Raw genomic sequence first — 23577 nt, forward strand, 5'->3', positions numbered from 1 at the left:
CTGAGACCCACGTCGTCCTGCTGGGGCAGGGCTTCCATGTCCGCGCGCAGCAGGGACGGTCGGGCTGGGCCATGCTCCTTCCTCTAACGGCGGTGACCGAACTGAGGCGTTCCCGGCGACGGTTCACAGGCCCCTTGCACGGTCCGGCGTAAGGCGACGCTGCCAGGCAGCTCTCGTTCCTCTTGGTTCGCGCCAAGTGGCTGGCGCTGCCGTTGCGGGGCTTGCTGTTGGTGGTTGTCAGCGGATTCCGAGTGCGACGATCTGGGTGACCGCGTCTTCAACGAAGTTGTCGTCGCTGACCAGGACCAAGGTTTGTTCGCCGTTGGGCAGTGTCGGGCCCCAGGTCATGCCCTCGGTGTTGTCGATCGTGGACAGGCCCAAGTCGTCGAAGTCCGCGACCAGTTCCTTGCGCATCGGTACGACTTGCTGTCCGTTCAGGGAGTCCATGTTCCGTACGTCGGTGGCGCCGCGGGTGGTGGCGTCGTAGAGGCGGATCTTGTAGCCCGAGCCCGCCACCCAGGTGCGTTCGAGTACGAGGTAGCGGTCGGGGTCGTCGGGGAAGGCGAGGATCGCAGGCACGCCGGTGTCCGGGCCCCAGGGGCTGGTGGGGTCGGAGGGAGCGAAGATCTTCTCCAGGGGGTAGGCGAACTGCCCCCACATCTGACCGCTCCGGTTCTGCTGGGTGACGCGGATCAGTGCGCCGCGTTCCAGATCCGGTACGGGGCCGTCCTGGATCAGAGGGCCTTCCACCGCGCTGGTGAGCAGGCCGCCCCAGGCGCCGAACGTGATCGCTTCCACGGACTGGTTCCGCCGGATGCCCCAGTCGCCCGTGGTGATCCGGTAGTTGGACGGCAGGGGATGCTGACCGCGGTACTCACCGGTGCGGCCGGCGAACTGGATCGACGGCTGGATCACCGGGTCACTCGACGACTTCGGGCGGTCGCCCTCCTGCGCCCACACGTACTGGCAGCCCCGCGGGTCCACCCGCAGCTCCTCCGGGTCCACCACCTTGCCGTCGCCGGCGCTCGCAGGCGGGTAGACCGAGCCGTCCGGCTGCCGGAACGGGTGCGTACCGGTGAAGTCGACGGAGTGCACCCCGTCGCCGTCCACACCGATCCTGGCGGTGTAGAAGCGGGCGGGCTGCAACTGCGAGCGGTCGTCGCTGATCATGACGTACTCGCCCGTGCACGGATCGCGGTCGATGCCGGACAGCCCGCCGACGGTGGTGTTCTGGAACGGGAGCTTATGGGGACGATCTTCTCGCCGAGCAGGCGGGCCTGTGCCCCGATGCGCTCGGATGGTGCGCTGTTGGCGTCCGGCGGGGCTGCTGCCGCAGGGCATCGTCGTTGCCAGGACCAGGGCCGCGGCACATGCGCGGCGAATCAAGGAGCTTGCATGGCGCTGATCTTGACCTGGTTGCGGCGCGTGCGCAGTCACCGAGTGGGGTGATCACTACGGCGGACGACACTGTGCAGGTGCGGCGTTGAGCCCCAAACCGCCCCGACCTTGGCTGAAGGCGACGCGCTGATTGGGCGGTTCGTGAGTCTCTGAGCGGTTCTGGTATCGCCTGATGGTGTGGGCGAAGCCGGAACGCGCCGGTCCGGAGCTGGTGGCCTGCTGGGAACGGTGGGGGTGAGTGAACGCAAGCCGTAACAGTACGACTTGACGGACGATCAATGGGCGCTGAGCGAGCCGGTGCTCACCGCCTGGAAGGACCCGCGCCGGTCGGTCAGCGGCCATGAGGGCCGTCCCGGCATGAGCCGAGGCGGCCCGGAACGGAACGCTCCCGAAGGCGTGCATCCCGGCGAACTGCCAACGGCACGCCATCCGTCCTCACTCCATCGGAGCGGGCAGTCACCTCGCTCGGTCGAGCAATCAAGGCAGAGGCGGACCAGAGTCTCAGCCCCTTCATCGCCAGCGCCTGCGCGGCGGGAAGGGCACCACTCAGCGGGCACGGCGGAGCGCGATGCGCCGTCCCCGCCGGGAGCTGGGGCGTGTCCGGCTGGGCCCGTGTCGCATGGCGGGCGAGAGTGGTGGGCAGGGTTCGGCTGCCCGGTACGTCCAGCGACTGCTCCACCGACCTTCGAGGAGATGCCCGTGCGGGTGGCCCTGCTGATCGGCACGCTCACCGAGCTCGACACCTGCCACGCCCTGTACGCCAATGCCCTGACCGCGGACGGCCACGAGGTGTGGGTCGGTTCGGTCAATCATCTGACGGGACACGGCCCCGACGTGCGGACCGCCGCATGCCGCGTGGACACCCAGGTGAAGGCGTACGCGGCGGCGCCAGGCGGGCCGCGGGCGCGCACCCTCGCAGACATGGACGCCGTCTGGATCCTCAACTACCCGCAGCCCAGCGTCCAGACGGAAGCGTGGCAGCTGCTGTGGCGGCTGGGCAGGCGCGTCCCGTTCGTCAACGACGTCACCGGCATCCTGATGCTGGGCAACAAGACCAACCTTTCGGTCGTGGTGGACGAGCGGCACCTGCCGCGCACCGTCATCGCGAACTCCTACGCCGAACTGGCCGCCGTACACGCCAAGGATCCCGGCGCTACCTGGCTGGTCAAGCCGACGGACGACGACGCGGGCGCCGACGTGTACGTCCTTGAGCCGGGCTCCACCAACAACCGGGTCCTGCTGCAGTCCATGACCGGGAACGCGGAGGTGACCGAACTGCTCACCAAGGGCAACCTGGCCGGATTCCGGGGCCGCTACTGCGCCTTGCAGGAGTTCGTAGCGCACACCGAGGAGAAACGCGTGATCATTGCGGCAGGCGTCCCGGTGGCCCAGCAGGTGCACCACCTGGCGCCGGACGAGCACCGCGGCAACACCGCCCACCGCGCCCGCTGCGCCGACACCCTTCTCACCGAGGCCGAGCACGAACTGTGCGTACGTATCGGCGCCCGGCTGCGTGAGTACGGCATCCGCTTCGCAGGGATCGACATGGCGTATCCGTACGTCTTCGAATGCAACGTCGTCAACCCCGGTGGCCTGGACGAACGCATCGCACTGGGCCTGCCCGATGTCACAGGAGACGTCGTGCGGGCGCTGCTGGCCGACACGGCGGCCGGGCGATGACCGTCATCGGGCGGACGGCGACAGACCTGCTGCGCGATCTGGCGGCCGACGCCCGGCGCATCCTCCCCGGCGTCATCGCCATCCGGCGCCGGCTGCACCGCCAACCCGAGCTGGGCCTGCATCTGCCCCGCACCCAGCACACCGTCCGCTCGGCACTGACCGACATCGGACTGACTCCCGTGGACGGGCGACGGCTCAGCTCCGTCACGGCCGTCCTCGACGGCGCCGCACCCGGACCGACTCTACTGCTGCGCGCCGACATGGACGCCTTGCCCCAACAGGAGGACACCGGACTGGAGTTCGCCTCCGAAGTGCCCGGTGCCATGCACGCCTGCGGTCACGACACGCACACCGCCATGCTGATCGGCGCTGCCCGCCTCCTCGTCGCGCGCAGGCAACATCTGGCGGGACGGGTGGTGTTCATGTTCGAGCCCGCCGAAGAAGCAGGCGGCGGCGCCCTGCACATGATCGAGGAAGGGGTGCTGGGACCGCCCGGAGGTGATCCGGTCTCGGCCGCGTTCGCCCTGCACATCACCACACGCTTCGCATCCGGCACGGTCCACCTCAAGCCCGGCCCCACCTTCGCCGCCGCCGACCTGCTGCACATCACGGTGCGTGGCGCCGCGGGCCACGCATCCGCCCCGCACCTCGCGCTCGACCCGATCCCCGTCGCCTGCGAGATCGTGCAGGCACTGCAGACGATGATCACGCGGACCGTGCATGTCTTCGATCCCGCCGTGCTCACCGTCGCCCGCATTCAGGCAGGCACGACCACCAACATCATTCCCGAGACCGCACGGATCGAAGGCACCTTCCGCACCCTGTCCGCCGCCACTCGCGTCGCCGTGCGGGATGCCGTCACCCGGGTCGCGCAGCATGTGGCGGCGGCCCACAGGGCCACTGCCGAGGTCGAGTTGACCGAAAACTATCCGCCCGTCGTCAACGATGAGCAGTTCACCGCCACGGCCACCGTCTGCGCGGCGGCCGCACTCGGCCCGGACCGGGTACACCTCCTGCCGGAGCCCTCCATGGGCGCGGAGGACTTCTCGTACGTCCTCGAACGCGTCCCCGGCGCGATGGCCTTCCTCGGCGCCCGCCAGCCGCACAAGCGTCCCGAGGAAACGCCTGACTGCCACTCCAACCGCGTCATCTTCGACGAGGACGCCATGGCCACCGGTATCGCCCTGCACGCCGGTGTGGCCTGCGGCCACCTGGCCCGATAGGAGGCACGCTTGTACGTTGCCCAGCCTCGCCCTGCAATTCACCGCCCGTGAAGCTCGGGTTTGCTGCTCACGTTCTGGGCAACGCCGGTGCGGTGCAGGTGATCGCCAACGGGCGAGAGGTCGAGGATGTGTGACAGCACGGAGAGGTTGAACGGCTGCGTTACACGGCCACGGACTGAGCATCCCGACAGATACAGGAACCTGCCTGCGCAGTCGCCGAATCGGCGCTGGCGGTGCGGGGGTTACTCCTTGCCAGTGATGGCGACCGGCGCCCGCGAGTCCAAGACGCTCCGGCAGGCTGAACGGTTCAGCGGCGGGACGGGAGTGGGCCAACACGCCCGGCTGCACTTGCGGTTGGAGCAGGTGACAGGGTCGTCCCCACACCGGCACGCGGTAAGTCGCCGGCCTTGGCGCCATCTTGCGGGCTCCAGGCTGGTCGTATGCCAGAAACGGATCGCATTTCCGGAACATACAGCCTGACCAGCAGCCACAACTACGACGAGTACATGAAGGCGATCGGGGTGAGCCTCCTCAACCGGCAGATCGGCAGCCAGCAAAATCCCAAGATCGTAGTGACGCTCAGCGGCGAGCAGGGGAGCAGGGGAGCATCAAGACGATCAGCAGCCCGAAGACCAGGCAGCAGGACTTCGTCCTGGGCGAGGAGTTCGACGGCATGACATTCGACGGACGGGACGCACGCACGGTCATCACGCGCGAGGACAGCTCCCTCGTCGAAGTACTGCGACTCAAGGACGGGCTGACCCTCAAACACACCTGGGAGTTCACTTCCGAGGGCCTGGAGATGACGCTGGAGGGGGGCGGGACCAGCGCCAAGCGCACCTACAAGCGCGCGTAACGGCCGTGCGGCGGCACCTGACCGGCCACAACCCGGCGACTGCCCCTGCGCCGCGACCCGCGTCCTCCATCGAGTCCTCTCCAGACCAGCCGGTCGTCCCCACGCAGCCTGGACGATGACGTGATCTGCATGTCGAAATGCGCCGCAGGGAGCCGTACTTGCGCGCCACGGCGAAGTCACGCAGGACGACGGTGCGGCGTGCGCCGGGCCGTGTGAGCGGCTGACGCGGTGGGCGGTGGTGTCGCTGCGCAGCAGATACGCGTCGCCGGGCCGATGGTGGGCGGTGCGGACCGAGGGGGTGTCGAGGTCGCCCAGCGACGAAGCTCCCGCGGCGTACTCCAGGAGGCCGCCGTCGGCGGGGGTCTCGGGGGCTTCGAGGAAGAGGACCAGGGCGTAGGGGTAGTCGTCTGTGTGGGCGCCGTGGGTGTCGCCTTGGCGGTGGAGAATGTTCAGTACGTGCCGCTCGACTGGATCGTCCACGTCGGTCACCTCATCTCCGGTGAGTGCCCTGAGCCAGGCACGCAGTCTGCGGTCGGCGTAAGCCGCAGGGATGGCTTCGGAATCTCTGGAGATCATGTGGCCGCCGAGGGTGGTCATGTGGCGGGGTGAGCCGTCCATGCACTCCATGGCGAAGTCACGGCGACGTGCGAGTGCCTCCAGCCGCGCTGCCTCTTCCAGCAGCCTGGCCAGCCCTCGCGGGGTGAGCAGCCCCGGCAAGGGAAGATACCCGTCCGCCTGGAATCGCCGACGCCCTTGTTCCGCCACCGACGTCGGCGTGCAAGGGAACAGGAACATGAGGATGACCTCCTGTCTCCGGCCCGAATACGAGAGTCGTTCCCGTTCCGGGGCCGGGTTCTTCACGAGACCGATAGCAGCTGTCCAGCTTCGGGTACAGGCCGGCCTGGAGCCGCCCTCGACCCACCAGAACAAGAGGCACTGGACCGTCGCTTGTCCCCCCACTCGGCTGAAACCGGCGCGGTTTGCCCTGACCGGAGGCCATCCGGGCGCGTTCGCCTGCGCCAGCCCCGTGGAGGCAGCCGAACGAGTACTCGACATGCGTGCGGGAATCGAACGGAACTGATCACCTGCGTGGAGTACCAGGCCACGCCCCGGGTCGGAACCCCCTTCCGAGTCGGAGCGCCCCGTCCAGGCGGTCCCTCAGGTACCAGCGTCCAGCGTCACCAGAGGGATGACTCGCGGTCGGTGATGCCACCGGTACCGGGTTTGAGCATCAAGCACTTCGGCCTCACGCGGGCCGCTTGCCCGTGACCAGCGCCTTGGTGAACGGCAGGCGAGTTGTTCCGCACGGGAGGGTGCTGTGAAATGCCGCATCGGCGAGCGCCATGCCGGTGGCGGCACGCATGCCATCGGTCAACCGGACCTTCAGCTCCGACTCGACCTCGGCAGGGGACCCGAAAGCCCCTCGGCCCGCTGGCGCTGTTCTGGTGGGACCGGATCCGCAGGCCCCTGCGCAACTCCCGCGTCTGGCTCACCCGCGGACTGCACCACGACTCTGCCCGGCCGGGATTCCGACTGCCGTGGTGGCCCCGCTGGCCCCGCCACGTCACGGGCCGGGCTACCGGGTCAGTCGGTAGCGAAGCAGCCGGGCTCGGGCGTCTGTTGCTGACAGGCCAGAGCCGTCGCGAGGGTCTCGTCCGACAGCTCGTCCGCGTCCGTGTAGGCGGCGGCCCCGCTTCCGAAGCGCTTGGCCGTCCGCTCCAGTGCGGCCACGGCCTTGAGGGCGGCAACCGGGGAGTCCTGCACGAGACGGTCCAACTGCCCCTCGATCTGCTCCAGCAGGGTGGTCACCTCGTCGGGCAGTGGGACAGTTCGCGCCTCCACCTCGTTCAGGTGCTTCTCCCAGTCGGCCAAGGGCTCGGGTGAGGGGAAGTCCTGGCACGAAGGAGTCGACCTGGTCCCAGTCGATCGGATACTCCGTCTCACCCCGCTACCCGCACGAGCACGCGGCACGGGCCCTCGCGGCCATGGGCCTGTTCAACTGGCCTCGGTAGGCCCACCACTCGCGCGTCTCATAGAAGTTGGACCCGCTCCCCGGGCCCAGGTACGCCTTCTTCGGTTCGTTTCCGTCCGCAAGGACGGCGGCGCTCGTCCAGCGCTCGCTGATCGGTCGCTACAACGAGCTTGCTGAGGGCGTGTGTTGACGCTCAACCCCGGCGAGTCGGGGCACTACCCGAGCACGTCCGGTCGGCACTCTGGGAGCGGGATGAGAATCCCGATGTCTGAATGTTTCGGTCCCTGCCGAAGAACGCTGCGCTCTGCCCACGGCGGTGTGAGGATGCCCCGAACAACACACGCAGGGGGAAAAATGGCGATCAAGAAGGTGCTCGCGCGTACGTCGATAGTCGCCCTTCTGACGGCGAGCGGAGTCGTGGTGGGGACTGGCTTGGCCGTGGCCGGGGATGGCGACGGCTCGCCCGGCGGGACATTCGCTCCGGTGGCGGATGACTACGGCGGCGGCTATTCAACCGCACTGAAGCCTGTGGATGGTGGCTCCGCCGACGGCACGGGCGTCGCGCCGTCGGGTGACGGGCACGGCGCCCCTGGAGCCGGGTTGGCTCCGCTGGGTGATGACCACGGCTCGCCGACCAGCGGCGTCGCGCTCATGGGTGACGAATCCGGCTCGCCCGGTGGCGGGAGCATGGCGCTGACCGGTGACGGGGACGGAGCCCCAGGCGCCGGGATGTCACCCCCCGTCAGCGAGTGGGACGTCGGCACTATGGAAGCCGGTAACGGTTCACCCGTGGGCGGCCCTGCGCCTATGAGTGAGAGCGACGGGGCGCCAGGTGAGACAGGTCTGGTACCGATGGGCGAGAACGAAGGCGCGCTCGGCGGGGCTGGCGTGTCTCCGCTGTTCGACGGCGATGGCGAGGGGGACGACTACTAGAGCTCCATCAGTCACTGGCGACGGCTTCGGGCTACGCATCAGGTGGCTGCGGTCGGCCAGAACTGCACCAGAAGCCACGCTTCCGGCTCACTGACCGCGTCATCGTCGAGGTCGTCGGCCTCTTCGTCGTACGCGAAGGGCACATCGCTCAGCTTCCAGGAGGCCCTCGCCCGCCACCGGCCTGGCCACGGGAGGTCGATCGCCTCGGCGCCGCCCGCAGCGATCAGGTTCTGCCCCAGGTGACCGCTCGGGGCATCCAGGACGAAGTCACCACCGCGGTCCCAGGCGCCCCCGTCGAGGGGAGCCTCGCCATCCCAGACCTGCAGCCGCAACTCCAGCCTGATGACCTCCTCCTCGCACTGGAAGAGGACCTTTCCCGGGGTGGTGGTGAACCACTCGTCCCCTCCCTGTGGCAGCGGCGGCGCCTCGCGACCAGCCTGCACATCTTCAAGGCCCAGCAGGCGGTGGTCCATGGTCGACTGGTGCACGCGCTCTTCCAGTATCCGTGCCACTCGTAACTCTTCCTCACCCTTCCTCGACTCATCTGCTCGCCCTGAGCGCGCTCCGGGCATCGCGACCGCGCACGGCCTGAGTCTCCCGACTTCGGGTGGGCCGCCCCGAGTTCGGGCGCGGCGAGGTCATGTGTGGCTCAAGCCGGGCCGTATCGCCCTTGCCTCTTCGGCTGTCACGGCGGTCAGTCCTCGTCGAGGATCCTGTCGAGGGCGTTGTCGAGGGCATCGTCGATCCCGCCCAGGATTGCCTCAGAGCCGAACGGGACCAGAGCATGGGTGTATTCGAGGTACTGGAGCAGAGCCCTGTGATCAACGTGCAGCAACGTTTCGCCATCCAGCTCGCGGACCCGGATCCGGACCTGTAAGTCCAGTCCGTCGAAGGCTTCGGGCTCCACTGCCACTGCCCCGATTCCGGCCGCACCGGTCAGGCCGGCGGACAGTAGGTCGCGCGAGAGGCGCCACTTGCTGCTGTCCGTGTCGGGTGCTGATGTGCTGACGGTGACCACGTACGGATTATTGGCGCTGAAGCGTAAGTGCACGTCACACGGCACGAGTTCGGCCCCTTGGCTGATGGCGCCCTTTGCGACGGCATCGAGCTTCTCATTGCCTCGGTACTCACTGGGGATCACTTCGGTCCGCCCTTCGCGCCGGTAGCTGTTTCCGTTGTATGGAATCGGTGTTCCACGCCATCGAACCTAGCTCTGGCCGGCGCTCATGTTCGGCATATGCCGGAAGGGCAGTCGGTTGACTCAACTCCTTCACATGACGTTCGGGACGAGTCGCACCTGAGGTAAAAGATCACGGATGTTGGCACAGCCATGAGGCCTGCTCACTGCCGTCGGTTCACACCAACGCCCCCTGCCGCAAGGGATCCGTGTCACCCCGCATGCCGGCCCATCACACATATCCCCGCTGGCCACCGGATACGACGAGTACCAGCGTCACGGCCCGTGCGGGGGCGCAGCGCGAGCGCGCGGAGCTGCTTGCGGCCGCGTACGCGGAGCTGGAGGGGAGTTGTGCGTCGGCTGAGGCGGTGCTGTATATGCGGCTGGCGCCGCGTGGCTGCGGCGCTTCGGGGCCGGCCCCCGGACCCCGCTCCTCAAACGCCGGAGGGGCTGATCCTTCAGCCCCGGTCAACTCTCGTCCGGCAGCGGTCGCAACGGGCGCGTATGGGTCCACCCCGGACCGAGGTCGTCGAGCGTGTAACCGAAGGGATACGAGCGGGGCTTGGGCAGGCGGGGCCATCGCTCGGGCCGCGCCGGGAGCAGCCGTACGACATGGGCCCGCAGGCGCAGCGCCCCCGCGGCGAGACGACGCACCCCACACGGCTGCGGGGGATAGCCGAGGGCGCGCAGCAGCGGCTCGTCAAGGAGGGCCAGCGTGAAGCGGGTGACCAGCGGACGCAGGGGCCGCGGGTACCAGGACGCGCTCGTGCGGAACGTGGCCCGGGCGACACGGTGGTTGGCGGGGGCGTACGCGAAGTGCCGGTGCTCGTACGCGTCGAGGAGCCGCTCGAAGCCCGCGTACGTCGACGGGGCGTCCTCGATGTTCATCAACTGCGCCATCTTGTGGCCGACCAGGGCCAGGGACTCGGTCTCGTTCGCGCACAGCCCGCGCCAGCCGAAGCGGTCGATCCAGCGCGCCGGGCCGACGACCGTGGTGGCGAGGACGTACAGGAAGTCCTCGTTGCGGATGTTGTACCGGTCGTGGACGCGGTTGAGGTGGCGGGCGGCGGCACGGCCGCGCTCCGAGTCGAAGCCGTCCTGCGCCATCTCGTGGGCGAACAGGATCGTGTCGTCGTACCGCTTCTGGCCCGCGTGCTCGAACTCGCCCGTGGCGTCGAGGAGTCGGGAGATGCGGGGCACGCCATAGTCGCGGATGAAGGCGAGGCCGATGCCCTGCATGTAGTCCCAGGGGAACTCGTACTGCGAGATGAGCTTGTGTATCCGCTCGTAGTCGCGCTGCGGGTCCATGCCGCGGATCGCCCGCAGCCTGCTGTAGCGCCCCATGGCCGGTTCCTCCCCGTGCACATGCGCCAGGACGGCGCACCCGAAGGTACGTCGTCCTGGCGCGAGTTGACACCTCAGTGCTCGTGGACCGTGTTCGTCCGGGCGATCTTCTTCCAGGACTTCGGCTGCTCCGCCTCGGCGGCACGCGAGACGCCCGCCCCCGCCGCGGCCGGGGCGGACGGCTTGCCCGGCTCGTACAGCCAGGTGTCGAACAGCGCGGCGAGGGGCTTGCCGGAGACCTTCTCCGCGTACTTCACGAAGTCGGAGACCTTGGCGTTGCCGTAGGCGTGCTCGGTCGGCCAGCCCTTGAGGATCTCGAAGAACGCCTTGCCGCCGACCTCGTTGCGCAGCGCCTGCACGGCGAGCGCGCCGCGGTCGTACACCGCGATGTCGAACTGGTTCTCCGGGCCCGGGTCGCCCGGCTTCACCGTCCAGAACGGGTCGTCGGCCGGGTGCGAGGCGTACACGTAGTCGGCGAGCTCCTGGGCCGTGCCCTCGCCCTCCTTCTCCGACCAGAGCCACTGGCTGTAGCGGGCGAAGCCCTCGTTGACCCAGATGTCCTTCCAGCCGTCGACCGAGACGCTGTCGCCGTACCACTGGTGCGCCAACTCGTGTACGACGACGGAGACGTTGGAGCCGGACGCGAACTGCTTCGGGCTGTAGAACGGCCGGGTCTGGGTCTCCAGGGCGTAGCCGCTCGTCACGTTCGGGACGTAGCCGCCGAGCGCGTTGAACGGGTACGGGCCGAAGACCTCCTCCAGCCACTCCGCGACTTCCCCGGTCCGCTCGATGCTCGCCTTCGCCGCGCCCTCGTGCTCGCCCAGGTCCTTGCTGTACGCGTTGAGGACCGGCAGTCCGCCCGCCGTCTTGTCCGTCGTGATGTCGAACTTGCCGACCGCGAGCGTCGCCAGGTACGAGGCCTGCGGCTTGTCCGAACGCCAGCTGTAGCGCGTCCAGTCGAGGCCGACGGGCCGGGTGGACCGCAGCACGCCGTTGCTGATCGCCTGTGTGCCGTTCGGCACCTGGACCGAGACGTCGTACGTGGCCTTGTCCAGCGGGTGGTCGTTGGACGGGAACCACCACACGGCGGAGTCCGGCTCCTGCGCGGCGACGCCGCCGTCGGGGGTGCGGTGCCAGGCCGTCCAGCCGTTGATCTCAAGGTCGGACGGCTTGCCCGCGTACTTCACGACGACCGTGATCTCACTGCCCTTCGGCAGCGGTGCGGCTGGGGTGATCTCCACCTCCTGGTCGCCGGAGAAGGTCACGCGGGCCTTCTTGCCGTTGACCCGCACCTCGCTGACGTCCAGGCCGAAGTCCAGGTTGAACCGGGACAGGTCCTGCTTCGTGGTGGCGAGGATCGTCGCCGTGCCCTCCAACAGGTCCGACTTCGGCTGGTACTTGAGCCGCAGGTCGTAGTGCGCGACGTCGTAGCCGCCGTTGCCGCTCGCCGGGTAGTAGGGGTCGCCGATGCCCGGTGCGCCCGGCTCGCTGTGTTTTCCGGGGGACGCCCCCGGACCCCCGGCGGCGGCCGACGCCGGGATCGCCAGCATCAGGGCGGCCACGGACGCGCCGGGGACGATCAGTCTGCGGTGCACGGTAGCTCCAAGTCATGGTGGGGGGTGGTCGGTTGAGCGCGGCGGCCGGATGGGTGTGCGACCGTCCGCGTCTCCCGGAGCCTATTCAGCCCCGTACGCCCCGGTCATGTCCATGGCCTCTTCCGTCACATGACTGCCATCCGGCCGACATGTGCCACTTCGTCCCGCACTCCTGACATCGAGCCCCAGGAAGACCACGACTGACCTCTTTTGTACGGGAGTTGACCCAGGTACGTTCCCGCACATGCCTCTGCCGATACGTGTGCGGGATCTTCGCCTGATACGTGCGCTGCTGCTCGCGGGAGCACTCCTCGCGACGCTGCTCACACCGCTCTCCCCGGCCTACGCCGACAGCCACGCCGCCCGGGAGAGCAAGCCCGTCCACTCGTACGAGAACGCCGTACGCGAGTCCGTCTGGGTCGACACCCGGATCGACGGGGACGGCGACGGCAGGACCGACCGGGTCGCGGCCGACATCATCCGGCCCCGCGAACCCGCGCGGCAGGGCCGCGAGATCCCCGTGATCATGGACGCCAGCCCGTACTACCAGTGCTGCGGGCGCGGCAACGAGAGCCAGAAGAAGACGTACGACGAACACGGGAACGTCGTCCGGTTCCCGCTGTACCTCGACAACTACTTCGTGCCGCGCGGCTACGCCTTCGTCGCCGTCGACCTCGCCGGAACCAGCCGCTCCGACGGCTGCGTGGACGTCGGCGGCCGCTCCGACGTGCAGTCCGCCAAGGCCGTCGTCGACTGGCTGAACGGCCGCGCCAAGGGCTACACCACCCGCACCGGCGGGGAACGCGCGCGGGCCGACTGGTCCAACGGCCGCACCGGCATGATCGGCAAGAGCTACGACGGCACGGTCGCCAACGGCGTCGCCGCCACCGGGGTCGAGGGCCTGGAGACCATCGTCCCGATCGGCGCGATCTCCTCCTGGTACGACTACTACTTCCAGCAGGGCGCGCCCCTCTACGACTCCGGGCCCGAGTGGCTCTCGGACTACGTGGAGAGCCCGGCGGCCCGCGCCCGCTGCGGTGCCGTGCAGCAGCGGCTCATCGACGGGGCGCCCCGCAGCGGCGACTGGACCGGCCTGTGGCAGGAGCGGGACCACGTCCCCGACGCGGACCGGGTGAAGGCCAGTGTCTTCCTCGTCCACGGCATGCAGGACCTGAACGTCCGCGCCAAGCACTTCGGGCAGTGGTGGGACGCCCTCGGCGAGGCCGGGGTCGAGCGGAAGATCTGGCTGAGCCAGACCGGCCACGTCGACCCCTTCGACTTCCGCCGGGAGGACTGGGTGCGCACCCTGCACCGCTGGTTCGACCATGAACTCCTCGGCTACGACAACGGCATCGATGAGGAGCCGATGGCCGACATCGAGCGCGCCCCCGGCCGGTGGACGACCGACCGGCACTGGCCGCCGCGCGCCACCGGCACCGTGCGCCTGCACCCCGGCAAGGGCGAGCAGCCCGGCGTCGGCACCCTCGGTCCGAAGCGTGCCCCGGTCGGCGCCGTGGAGAGCTTCACGGACGACCCGAAGCGCGGCGAGGCGGACTGGGCGGCGCAGGTGGACAAGTCGACACCGGACAAGGCCTCCTTCGTCACCGGACCGCTCACCAAGGACCTGCGGCTCTCCGGCTCCTCGCGGATCACCGTCACGGCCACCCCGAACGCGACGAGCGCCCACCTGTCGGCCGTCCTCGTCGACCTCGGCCCCGACTACACCGCCGTCGGCGAAGGCATCAACACCCTGGCCGAGCGCACCTGTTGGGGTGCCGCACGCCCCGGCGACAGCCCCTGCTACAAGGAGACCGAGGCCGACACCGCCGACGTCGACTTCACCGTCTTCGCCCGCGGCTGGGCCGACCTCGGCACGTACGCCGACCCGGAGCGGGGCCGCCCGCTCACCCCGGGCAAGCGGCACACCATCAGCATCGACATCGCCGCGAGCGACCACGTCGTACCGAAGGGCCACCGCCTCGCCCTGATCGTCGCGGGCACCGACGCCGGCCTCATCGAACCGCCCGCCGCCACCCCGAAGCTGAGCCTCGACCTCGCGCGCACCCAGGCGCGGCTGCCCCTGGTCGGCGGCGCCCGTGCCTTCGCGGCCGCGACCCGCGGCGCGGCGGACCACCCCTCGCCGCGCGAGAGCCGCTACGAAGGGCTGCACCGCGATCCCGCCGCCGACCGGGTCCCCGGACCGTCCACCGGCTGAACCCCCGTACGAACACAGCAGGGAGGCACCACCCTTGAGACCCCGCACCAGCGCCCGCACCCGCACCGACGCGCGCACCCGCACCCGCACCAACGCGCGCACCCGCGTCCGCACCCTCGCCCTCACCGCCGCCACCGTGCTCGCCGCGCCCCTCCTCGCCGTCCCGGCGACCGCGGCCGACGTCCGGGCGGCGGGGGACGGGCCCCGCACCGGATTCGAGCTGAGCGACGGCGCCCGCTGGACCAACGGGCCCGAGGAGCAGAGGTTCCTCACCGCGATCGACCGCGCCCACCGCGACGTCAGCATCGACCGCATCGGCACCACCCAGCAGAACCGCCCCGTGCAGCTCGTCCGTATCGGCGGCGAGCGGCGCACCACCAACACCGTGCTGCTCATCTGCAGCCAGCACGGCGACGAGCCCTCCGGCCGCGAGGCCTGTCTCACCACCACCCGCGAGCTCGCGGCCGCCGCCGACCACGGCGATGCCCGCACCCGCGCCCTGCGCCGGAACACCACGTTCCTGATCGTGCCGACCGCCAACCCCGACGGCCGCGCCGCAAACACCCGAGGCAACTCCGACGGCGTCGACATCAACCGCGACCACATGGCCCTGAAGACCGCCGAGGGCCGCGCCCTGGCCGCCGTGATCCGCGACGAGCGCCCCGACGTCATCTACGACCTGCACGAGTACGGCGCCACCCCGCCCTACTACGACAAGGACCTCTTCGACCTCTGGCCGCGCAACCTCAACGTCGCCGACAGCGTGCACGGCGAGGCGCAGACCCTCTCCGGAAAGTACGTCAGGCCCACCGCCGAGGGCCACGGCCACTCCACCGGCACGTACGGCATCTGGACCGACCCCGTCACCGGCGAGCCGATCAAGCAGACCGCGGGCGACGGCCAGGAGCGCATCCTGCGCAACGCCTCCGGCATCAAGCACGCGGTCGGCCTCCTGATCGAGAGCCGCGTCGACGCCCTCACCGAGCAGGAGCAGGCCGACGAGGCGTTCAACAACCGCCGCCGCGTCACCTCCCAGCTCGACGCTCTCGACGGCCTCCTGTCGTACGCGGACGAGCGCGCCGCCCAGATCAGCGCCGCCACCACCGCCGCCCGCACCGAGGGCCTCGCCGACCACGGCCCCGTCTACACCGGCGGCGCCGACAACGACCCCGCCGAACCGTCCGAGACCCTCCAGGACCCGCCTTGCGGCTACCTGCTCGACGCGGACCAGTACGCGGACGTCGGCGACGAGCTGCGGCTGCACGGGATCAAGGTCAAGCGCACCGACGAGGGCGCCTTCGTCCCCGTACGGCAGTCACTGCGGGCACTCGTGCCGCTGCTCCTCGACGAGCGTGCCGCGTACCACCTCACTGAGGCACGTCCGTTCGAAACTTGCTGATTGGGGTAATAGAACAGGCCCATGTGGTAAGGGGTAGCGGTGACTTAATTCCATACCTCGATTTCCATACCTCGATTCAGTACTTCGAAGGGTGTGCCAGTGACACAAGATCTCGGCAAGACGGCTGACCGGGGAGACCCACCGAGTGGATCGGTGGAGGAGCTCCCGGGCAGTCCGCACGAGGGGCCGCCGCCCCAGACGGACAGAGTGGTGTTCGGCGTCACCGCCGTTCTCACGCTCGCGTTCGTCGTCTGGGGCGCGGTCTCCACGGACACGCTGGAGAGCGTCTCCACCAGCATGCTGAACGGGCTCATCCACAGCGGCGGCTGGGCCTTCGTGCTCGCGGCCTCGGGCTTTGTGGTCTTCGCGCTCTGGCTGGCCATCAGCCGGTACGGGAAGATCACCCTCGGTGCGGAGGGCGAGGGGCCGGAGTTCCGTACGGTGTCCTGGATCGCCATGATGTTCAGCGCCGGCATGGGTATCGGCCTGATGTTCTACGGCGTCAGCGAGCCACTGACGCACTACACCTCGCCGCCGCCCGGCACCTCACCGGCCGACTCGGGCGCGCAGATGGAGGTGTCGATGGCGACGACCCTCTTCCACTGGACGCTGCACCCGTGGGCGATCTACGCGGTGGCCGGTCTCGCCATCGCGTACAGCTGCTTCCGGCGCCGCAGGCGGCAGACCATCAGCGCCGTCTTCACGCCGCTGATCGGTGAGAAGAACGCCAACGGCGGCATCGGCCGGGCCATCGACATCCTCGCGATCTTCGCGACGCTCTTCGGCTCCGCCGCCTCCCTCGGCCTCGGCGCCCTGCAGATCGCCAACGGCATGCGGGAGCTCGACTGGGCCAGCCGCGTCAGCACCGCCGTCCTCGTCTCCATCATCGCCGTCCTCACGATCGCCTTCGTGGCCTCCGCGGTGTCCGGTGTGGAGAAGGGCATCCAGTGGCTGTCCAACATCAACATGGTGCTCGCGGGTGTCCTCGCGGCCTTCGTCTTCGTGGTCGGCCCGACGGTCCTGGTCCTCGACCTGGTGCCCACCTCCGTCGCCTCGTTCCTCGGCGACCTGCCGATGATGGCCGGCCGTACGGAAGCGGCCAGCGATGCGGGCAGTGAGGTGGACATCGCCACCTGGCTCGGCGGCAACACGGTCTTCTACTGGGCCTGGTGGATCTCCTGGACGCCCTTCGTCGGCATGTTCATCGCCCGCATCAGCCGCGGCCGCACCATCCGCCAGTTCATCGGCGGCGTCATCCTGGTCCCGTCCACCGTGAGCCTCATCTGGTTCGCGGTCTTCGGCGGTACGGCGATGCAGCTGAGCGAGCAGGGCCGCCTCAGCACCGACCTGACGGTCGAGGGCCAGCTCTTCGGCGTCCTGAACGAGTACCCGATCGCCACCGTCATGAGCCTGCTCGTGATGATCCTGGTGGCCATCTTCTTCGTCTCCGGCGCCGACGCGGCGTCCATCGTGATGGGCACGCTCTCCCAGAGGGGCACGTTCGAGCCGACCCGGTTCGTCGTCATCTTCTGGGGTGTGGTCACCGGTGCCGTCGCGGCCATCATGCTGCTCATCGGCGGCGGTGGCGACGACGCCCTGACGGGCCTGAAGAACCTCACGATCCTCGTCGCGGCCCCGTTCGCCGTGGTCATGGTCGGCATGTGCTGGGCCCTGATGCGCGACCTGCGCCGCGACCCGCTGATCGTGCGCGGCGAGAAGGGCGAGGAGGCCGTCGAGATGGCGGTCATCGCGGGCCACGAGAAGTACGACGGAGACTTCGAGCTCCGCATCGGCCCGGCGGACACGGAGCCGCCGTCCGCTCCGGCGGACAAGACGGAGGCGAAGCCGTAGCGCTTCCCGCTCTCCCGGCACACACTCGGCGGCGCCGCCCCCAGATCGGGGGCGGCGCCGCCGCTGGGTTTCCCAGCCCGCTCCTCAGCCGCCGGAGGGGCTCAGCAATCGCCGGAGGGGCTCAGTAATCACCGGAGGGGCTCGATTCTCGGACCACCTCAGCCCACCAACCCCGCCGCAGCCTCCGCACACCCCCAGGCCACCGTGACCCCCGCCCCGCCGTGACCGTAGTTGTGCACCAACACCCCACCTCCGTCTACCCGTTGGCTCTCCAGGCGCACCACGGCCCGCGCGGGCCGCAGCCCGACCCGATGGGCCAGAACACGGGCCCCGGCGACCTCCGGACGGACCCGCGCGCAGCGCGCCACGATGGCCGCGGCCGTCGCCGGATCCGGCTCACGACCCCACGCGCCCTCCTCGGCCGTCCCCCCGAGCACCAGCCCGTACGGCTGCGGCAGCAGATAGGTCGTCTCGGCCGCCGCCGCGGCACCCGGAGCCACGAACCACTCCTCGACCCCCGGGTTCTCCACGACGACCAATTGCCCGCGCACCGGATGCACCGCGGGGTCGTCCGCCAGTGAACGCGCCCCGAGCCCGGTGCAGTTGACCACCACGGCCGCCTCGGCCGTCGCCTCGCGCAGGTCCGCCACGGTGCGCCGCTCGACCCTGCCGCCCGCGGCGGCCAGCCGATCCTCCAGGTACGACAGATGCGTCGGCATGTCGATCAGCGGCACCGTCGCCCGCAACCCCCGCCCCTCGACCTCCCGCAGGCCCGGCACGGCCTTCGCCCACCGCCCGAGATCCGCTGCCCTGGTGTCGGCCATGGTGCCCGCGACCAGCCGTACGCCGGTCGTCGACGGCTCGTCCGCCAGCGGCACGTACACATCGAGGGAGCGCAGCGACCACTCCTCCACCAGGGCCCGCGGCTCGATCCGGTACGGCCAGCACAGCCCGCCCGCCACGGCCGACGTGCACTCCGCGGCCGTCTCCCGTGCCCAGACCCGTACCCGCTCGCCCCGCTCGGCGAGGACCACGGCCGTCGTCAGGCCGATGATCCCGCCGCCCACCACGATCACTTCAGCACTCATACCGGGACCCTAATCCGCAATCCGCACCGGCCGACTTGCTCACTTCCGTGCCCCGACGGGAATACTCCACCCATGTCTGCCGAATACGCGTCATACACGTCCTTCGGCCTGGCCCCGGCGACCCGCGCCGGGGGAGTCCTCGCGGACGGTGGCTATCAAGTGCACCGGGATTTCCTGGACTTCATCATCGACGGCCGCCCGCTGCTGTTCCAGCTGGCCGACCTCGACGCGGTCTCCCCGCTCGCCGCGGACGTGCCGCCCGCCATCTTCATCGACCATGTGCGCCGGCTCCTCCTGGAGGCGGACGCCCCGCTCGCCGACGGCCGGTACGTGATCTACGGCTGCCCCGAGTGCGAGGCCCTGGCCTGCGGCGCGGTGACGGCGGTCATCGAACACTCCGAAGACGATGCCTATGTGTGGCGGGACTTCGCCTGGCAGACCGACGAACACGCCGACCTTGGGCTCAACGGCTACCACGGCATCGGCCCGTTCCGCTTCCGTGCGGAAGAGTACCGGGGTGCCTTACGCCGCCTGCTTGAGGCCGAGGAGACCTCCGACGGTTCCGCCGCCCGCCGCCGCGTCCTCCTGGTCGGCGCCCGCGCGGCCGTCCTGGCGAAGCTCGCCGCCGCGCTCCGGATCATCGGCATCGGCGCGGAGATCCTGCCCGCCGACGGCACGTTCGACATCCCGCCCGATGAGTTGCGCACCTACGGCGCTGTCGCCTTCGGCCGGGCCGTCACGGAGGCTCAACGCGCCGTGACACGCGGGGAGTTCGAGCGGGCGGGCGTGCGAGTGGAGTACGTTGACGGGCTCGCCCCGATCGTCCCGCTGCTGGTCGCCCAGATCGAACAGGCCCTGGGCGAGGGCCAGTTCACCCGGCACCGGCTTGCCGGTCTCGCGGTGATCGAGGGCGAGGCGGACGTCCAGGTCACCTCGACCTGCCGCGTCCGCCTCACCGCATACCGCCTGGACCGCCTCCACCGCGCCCGCACCCACGAGGTCTACGAGGGCGTCCTGGAGCCCGGCAGCCACCGCATCGCCCTGGCCCCCGGCGCGGTACGGGGCCAGGCGTTCCTGGTGGCTCGGGCGCCGGGGGCGGTGGCGGTGACTCCGGTCCGCTGAGGATCCGCGCCCCGAAAAGGGCGCGGGGAACTGCGCGACCAGCCACGACGGCGCTGCAGCCGAACGCAGGCTCCGCAGCCACGCGGCGCCAGCCGCATATCGACACAGCCGGGAAGGGGCGGGGCGGGGAGAAAGAAGCCGGCCGGTCTACCGCCGACCCCCGCGCCCCTCGTCCAGCAACCCCGCCTTCCGCAACGCATCCGCCATCGCACTGTTGGCAGGCGGTGCCGCCTGCCGACCTCCACCGCCGCCACCACGCCGCTCACGCCCGCCCCGCTGCTGCGGAGGCCGACCGCCCTGGCCGCCGCCCCGCCCGCCGCGCTCGCGCCGCTGGCCCTGGGCCTTGTCGGCGCCCGAACCGCCGCCGGAGGAACCGGAGTTCGCCTCGTCCTCCAACCGCAGCGTCAGCGAGATCCGCTTGCGCGGGATGTCGACATCGAGGACCTTCACCTTCACGATGTCGCCCGGCTTCACCACGTCCCGCGGGTCCTTGACGAAGGTCTTGGACATCGCCGAGACGTGCACGAGACCGTCCTGGTGCACACCGACGTCCACGAACGCGCCGAACGCCGCGACGTTCGTCACGACCCCTTCGAGCACCATGCCCGCCGACAGGTCCGCGATCTTCTCGACGCCCTCCTTGAAGGTGGCCGTCTTGAACGCCGGCCGCGGGTCGCGCCCCGGCTTCTCCAGCTCGCGCAGGATGTCCGTGACCGTCGGCAAACCGAAGGTGTCGTCCACGTACTCCGCGGGCCGCAGGGACCGCAGCGCGCCGGTGTTGCCGATCAGGGACGCGACCTCGCCGCCCGCCGACTTCACCATCCGCCGCACCACCGGGTACGCCTCGGGGTGCACGGCGGAGGCGTCAAGCGGATCGTCCCCGCCGCGGATGCGCAGGAAGCCCGCGCACTGCTCGTACGCCTTCGGGCCGAGCCGGGCCACGTCCTTGAGGCCCTTGCGGTTCCGGTACGGGCCGTTGGCGTCGCGGTGCGCCACGATGTTCTCCGCGAGGCCCGAGCCGATGCCGGAGACGCGGGCGAGCAGCGGGGCCGACGCGGTGTTCACGTCCACGCCGACGCCGTTCACACAGTCCTCGACCACCGCGTCGAGCGAGCGGGACAGCTTCACCTCGGACAGATCGTGCTGGTACTGCCCGACGCCGATGGACTTCGGGTCGATCTTCACCAGCTCGGCCAGCGGGTCCTGGAGGCGCCGCGCGATCGACACGGCGCCGCGCAGCGACACGTCGAGCTCCGGCAGCTCCTGCGAGGCGAACGCCGAGGCGGAGTACACGGAGGCGCCCGCCTCCGACACCATCACCTTGGTGAGCTTCAACTCCGGGTGCCTGGCGATGAGTTCACCGGCGAGCTTGTCCGTCTCGCGGGACGCCGTGCCGTTGCCGATCGCGATCAGGTCGACGGAGTGCCGCGCGGCCAGCTCGGCCAGCTTGCCGAGCGCCGCGTCCCACTTGTTGGCCGGGACGTGCGGGTAGACCGTGTCCGTGGCGACGACCTTGCCGGTGGCGTCGACCACGGCGACCTTCACACCCGTACGGAAACCGGGGTCAAGGCCGAGCGTCGCGCGCGTGCCCGCGGGCGCGGCGAGCAGCAGGTCCCGCAGATTCGCCGCGAACACCTTGACCGCCTCGTCCTCGGCTGCCGTGCGCAGCCGCAGCCGCAGGTCGATCCCGAGGTGCACGAGGATCCGCGTCCGCCAGGCCCAACGCACCGTGTCGAGCAGCCACTTGTCACCCGGCCGGCCACGGTCGGCGATGCCGAAGCGGTGCGCCACGATCGGCTCGTACGAGGACGGGGGTGTGGAGGCGGACCCGGTGGCCGCGGAGTCGGCGGGCTCCTCGGGCTCCAGGACGAGGTCGAGGACCTCTTCCTTCTCGCCGCGCAGCATCGCGAGGACGCGGTGCGAGGGAAGCTCGGTGAACGGCTCCGCGAAGTCGAAGTAGTCGGCGAACTTGGCGCCCTCGGTCTCCTTGCCCTCGCGGACCTTCGCCGCGAGGCGCCCGCGCGTCCACATCCGCTCGCGCAGCTCGCCGATGAGGTCGGCGTCCTCGCCGAAGCGCTCGGTGAGGATGGCCCGCGCGCCGTCCAGGGCGGCCTGCGGTTCGGCGACGCCCTTCTCGGCGTCCACGAACGCGGCGGCCGCCGCGAGCGGCTCCACGGACGGGTCGCCGAGCAGCCCGTCCGCCAGCGGTTCGAGGCCCGCCTCACGCGCGATCTGCGCCTTCGTACGACGCTTGGGCTTGAAGGGCAGATAGATGTCCTCCAGGCGCGCCTTGGTCTCGGCGCCCCGGATCTGCGCTTCAAGCTCCTCGGTCAACTTGCCCTGTTCCCGCACCGAGTCGAGGATCGCCGAGCGCCGGTCCTCCAGCTCCCGCAGGTAGCGCAGCCGCTCCTCCAACGTGCGCAGCTGCGCATCGTCGAGCATCTCGGTGGCTTCCTTGCGGTACCGGGCGATGAACGGCACCGTCGAACCGCCGTCGAGCAGCTCGACGGCGGCCTTCACCTGCCGTTCCCGTACGCCGAGCTCCTCGGCGATCCTGCCTTCGACGGACCCTGCGACGGGTGTCGGTGTCGCCCCTGTGGTCACGATTCCCCTACCGCCTTCTCGCTGAGCTTGAACTGGCATTGTGGCAGGTGGCAGTGACACTCCGGGATCGGGTGCGCCCGTGCACGCCCCGCGCGGGGCTCCCGCCGCCGGTCAGACCCGGTGCGCCCGGCGCGTCGTACCAGGAGGGCCGGGGCTCCGCACGGGGGCGAGCCTCAGCTCTTGCCGAGCAGGTCCGCCGGGAACGCGCCCGCCGCGAGGGCCGTCCCGACGAACCCGGTCGCGAGCTCGGTCAGGCGCTCCACGCCTTCGGCGCCCAGGTGCTCGTACGGGGCGGCGTCGAGGCGGTCGGTGGCGTCCTCGATCCCGGCGCGCAGGGCGACGCCCGCCTCCGTCAACTCCCCGTCCGCGCCGAGCAGTCCGCGTTCGCGCAGCCGGTGCGCGGCCGCGTCCCAGTCGTCCTGGGTCCAGCCGCGGGTGGCGAGGATCCACTTGGGTGCCATGCCCTTGCCGGTCGCGGTGTGGCTGACCAGTGCCTCGACCGGGTCGAGCCCGGCGTCCAGGAGCGCGGCGAGATGGCCGTCGCCGCGGTGCTCGCGCAGCAGCGTCGCCGCGTGCCAGTAGGCGAGGTGCGGCTCCTGCGGCACGGGCAGGTCGGCGTGCGCGGCGTACAGCGGGCGTGCGTGCCGGGTGCAGGCCTCGGTGGCGCGCAGCGCGAGCCGGGCCGCCTCCGCCATGGCGTCCGAGGCCAGCGCCTCGTCGCCGAGCAGCCGCCGCAGCGTGGAGTCGACGGAGCGGAGGCGCGCGGCGAGCACGTCCTCGGGCGACGCGGTGTCCCAGACGGCGGGCAGTGCCTTGGCGACCAGGTCGTACTTGAAGTTGTAGAACGACGCGGCGACGGCGCCGGGGCCGACCCGGCCGAAGGCGGCGGCGCGACCGGCGAAGTAGGCGGTACTGCGGTCCTCGACGCCGAGCGCGCCGAGCTCCGCGGTGAAGTCGGGGGAGAAGTAGACGGTGGAGTGCAGCGGGTTCACGACGTTGTGACAGCGGCGTCCGGCGCGCGCGGGCAGAGTGGTCATGACCCGCACGCTACCGACTGGTTGGTACGGCGTGAAGGGCAGGGCCCCGATGGCAGGAAAGGTGGGGTGTTCGTCATTGCGGC

Annotated in this window: 17 protein-coding genes and 1 pseudogene; 8 read left to right on the top strand and 10 right to left on the bottom strand. The window is 70.3% G+C overall.

What is annotated here, in order from left to right; translation table 11 throughout:
• Positions 1–237: 237 nt before the first annotated feature.
• Positions 238–1170 (bottom strand): esterase-like activity of phytase family protein, encoded by a 933-nt coding sequence (locus QIT00_RS19280; RefSeq protein WP_282536542.1) that lies wholly within the window; start codon positions 1168–1170, stop codon positions 238–240.
• A gap of 921 nt (positions 1171–2091) precedes the next feature.
• Here QIT00_RS19280 and QIT00_RS19285 point away from each other — a divergent pair.
• The 3 genes from QIT00_RS19285 to QIT00_RS19295 all read left to right on the top strand — a co-directional run bounded on the left by QIT00_RS19285 (position 2092) and on the right by QIT00_RS19295 (position 5157).
• The gene (locus QIT00_RS19285; RefSeq protein ID WP_282536543.1) at positions 2092–3078 is read left to right on the top strand and encodes an ATP-grasp domain-containing protein; all 987 of its coding nucleotides are present in this window, start codon (positions 2092–2094) and stop codon (positions 3076–3078) included.
• On the top strand, positions 3075–4301 hold the full coding sequence (locus QIT00_RS19290) for a M20 metallopeptidase family protein (RefSeq protein ID WP_282536544.1): 1227 nt from the start codon (positions 3075–3077) through the stop codon (positions 4299–4301). The genes QIT00_RS19285 and QIT00_RS19290 overlap by 4 nt, the downstream gene beginning before the upstream one ends.
• A gap of 673 nt (positions 4302–4974) precedes the next feature.
• The gene (locus QIT00_RS19295) at positions 4975–5157 is read left to right on the top strand and encodes a lipocalin/fatty acid-binding family protein (protein ID WP_282536545.1); all 183 of its coding nucleotides are present in this window, start codon (positions 4975–4977) and stop codon (positions 5155–5157) included.
• 279 nt (positions 5158–5436) lie between these two features.
• Here QIT00_RS19295 and QIT00_RS39150 read toward each other — a convergent pair.
• Together QIT00_RS39150 and QIT00_RS19305 are read right to left on the bottom strand one after the other, a co-directional pair.
• A pseudogene (locus QIT00_RS39150) lies at positions 5437–6213 on the bottom strand (HalD/BesD family halogenase); the annotation flags it as partial.
• Between the two features lie 528 nt (positions 6214–6741).
• Positions 6742–7029 (bottom strand): hypothetical protein, encoded by a 288-nt coding sequence (locus QIT00_RS19305; RefSeq protein WP_282536547.1) that lies wholly within the window; start codon positions 7027–7029, stop codon positions 6742–6744.
• A gap of 454 nt (positions 7030–7483) precedes the next feature.
• On the opposite strand from QIT00_RS19305, the gene QIT00_RS19310 reads away from it, so the two are divergent.
• The gene (locus tag QIT00_RS19310) at positions 7484–8062 is read left to right on the top strand and encodes a hypothetical protein (protein ID WP_282536548.1); all 579 of its coding nucleotides are present in this window, start codon (positions 7484–7486) and stop codon (positions 8060–8062) included.
• Positions 8063–8100: 38 nt separating this feature from the next.
• Here QIT00_RS19310 and QIT00_RS19315 read toward each other — a convergent pair whose 3' ends face one another.
• From QIT00_RS19315 to QIT00_RS19330, 4 genes are all read right to left on the bottom strand, one after another.
• Positions 8101–8550, bottom strand: coding sequence for a hypothetical protein (locus tag QIT00_RS19315; RefSeq protein WP_282536549.1), 450 nt, complete (start codon positions 8548–8550; stop codon positions 8101–8103).
• 206 nt (positions 8551–8756) lie between these two features.
• On the bottom strand, positions 8757–9203 hold the full coding sequence (locus QIT00_RS19320) for an SsgA family sporulation/cell division regulator (RefSeq protein WP_282536550.1): 447 nt from the start codon (positions 9201–9203) through the stop codon (positions 8757–8759).
• 504 nt (positions 9204–9707) lie between these two features.
• Entirely contained in the window at positions 9708–10583 is an 876-nt protein-coding gene (locus QIT00_RS19325) for an oxygenase MpaB family protein (protein WP_282536551.1), read from the bottom strand.
• 74 nt (positions 10584–10657) lie between these two features.
• On the bottom strand, positions 10658–12178 hold the full coding sequence (locus tag QIT00_RS19330; RefSeq protein WP_282536552.1) for a M1 family metallopeptidase: 1521 nt from the start codon (positions 12176–12178) through the stop codon (positions 10658–10660).
• A 244-nt stretch (positions 12179–12422) separates the two neighbouring features.
• Between QIT00_RS19330 and QIT00_RS19335 the strand changes: the two genes are divergently transcribed.
• The 3 genes from QIT00_RS19335 (at position 12423) to QIT00_RS19345 (ending at position 17643) form a co-directional block, all read left to right on the top strand.
• On the top strand, positions 12423–14393 hold the full coding sequence (locus QIT00_RS19335) for a Xaa-Pro dipeptidyl-peptidase (RefSeq protein ID WP_282536553.1): 1971 nt from the start codon (positions 12423–12425) through the stop codon (positions 14391–14393).
• A 136-nt stretch (positions 14394–14529) separates the two neighbouring features.
• The gene (locus QIT00_RS19340) at positions 14530–15792 is read left to right on the top strand and encodes a M14 family metallopeptidase (RefSeq protein ID WP_282536606.1); all 1263 of its coding nucleotides are present in this window, start codon (positions 14530–14532) and stop codon (positions 15790–15792) included.
• A 99-nt stretch (positions 15793–15891) separates the two neighbouring features.
• Positions 15892–17643, top strand: coding sequence for a BCCT family transporter (locus tag QIT00_RS19345; RefSeq protein ID WP_408909803.1), 1752 nt, complete (start codon positions 15892–15894; stop codon positions 17641–17643).
• 158 nt (positions 17644–17801) lie between these two features.
• Here the strand turns inward: QIT00_RS19345 and QIT00_RS19350 are convergent, their stop codons facing one another.
• Entirely contained in the window at positions 17802–18731 is a 930-nt protein-coding gene (locus QIT00_RS19350; protein ID WP_282536555.1) for an FAD-dependent oxidoreductase, read from the bottom strand.
• Positions 18732–18803: 72 nt separating this feature from the next.
• Here QIT00_RS19350 and QIT00_RS19355 point away from each other — a divergent pair, with 72 nt between their 5' ends.
• Positions 18804–19853 carry an oxidoreductase gene (locus QIT00_RS19355; RefSeq protein ID WP_282536556.1) on the top strand — a complete coding sequence of 350 codons (1050 nt, stop codon included), beginning with the start codon at positions 18804–18806 and terminating at the stop codon, positions 19851–19853.
• Between the two features lie 147 nt (positions 19854–20000).
• Here QIT00_RS19355 and QIT00_RS19360 read toward each other — a convergent pair whose 3' ends face one another.
• Entirely contained in the window at positions 20001–22457 is a 2457-nt protein-coding gene (locus tag QIT00_RS19360) for a Tex family protein (protein ID WP_408909804.1), read from the bottom strand.
• 173 nt (positions 22458–22630) lie between these two features.
• A complete protein-coding gene (locus QIT00_RS19365; protein ID WP_282536558.1) occupies positions 22631–23494 on the bottom strand; it encodes an SCO6745 family protein in 864 nt (287 codons plus the stop codon).
• Positions 23495–23577 lie beyond the last annotated feature (83 nt).

This window comes from Streptomyces luteolus (genome assembly GCF_029968015.1).
Classification (GTDB): Bacteria; Actinomycetota; Actinomycetes; order Streptomycetales; family Streptomycetaceae; genus Streptomyces; species Streptomyces luteolus.

Coding starts and splice junctions, on each gene's coding strand:
- QIT00_RS19365 (WP_282536558.1), bottom strand. CDS start 23,494: ATGACCACTCTGCCCGCGCGCGCCGGACGCCGCTGTCACAACGTCGTG.
- QIT00_RS19280 (WP_282536542.1), bottom strand. CDS start 1,170: ATGATCAGCGACGACCGCTCGCAGTTGCAGCCCGCCCGCTTCTACACC.
- QIT00_RS19285 (WP_282536543.1), top strand. CDS start 2,092: ATGCCCGTGCGGGTGGCCCTGCTGATCGGCACGCTCACCGAGCTCGAC.
- QIT00_RS19335 (WP_282536553.1), top strand. CDS start 12,423: ATGCCTCTGCCGATACGTGTGCGGGATCTTCGCCTGATACGTGCGCTG.
- QIT00_RS19310 (WP_282536548.1), top strand. CDS start 7,484: ATGGCGATCAAGAAGGTGCTCGCGCGTACGTCGATAGTCGCCCTTCTG.
- QIT00_RS19350 (WP_282536555.1), bottom strand. CDS start 18,731: ATGAGTGCTGAAGTGATCGTGGTGGGCGGCGGGATCATCGGCCTGACG.
- QIT00_RS19325 (WP_282536551.1), bottom strand. CDS start 10,583: ATGGGGCGCTACAGCAGGCTGCGGGCGATCCGCGGCATGGACCCGCAG.
- QIT00_RS19355 (WP_282536556.1), top strand. CDS start 18,804: ATGTCTGCCGAATACGCGTCATACACGTCCTTCGGCCTGGCCCCGGCG.
- QIT00_RS19290 (WP_282536544.1), top strand. CDS start 3,075: ATGACCGTCATCGGGCGGACGGCGACAGACCTGCTGCGCGATCTGGCG.
- QIT00_RS19295 (WP_282536545.1), top strand. CDS start 4,975: ATGACATTCGACGGACGGGACGCACGCACGGTCATCACGCGCGAGGAC.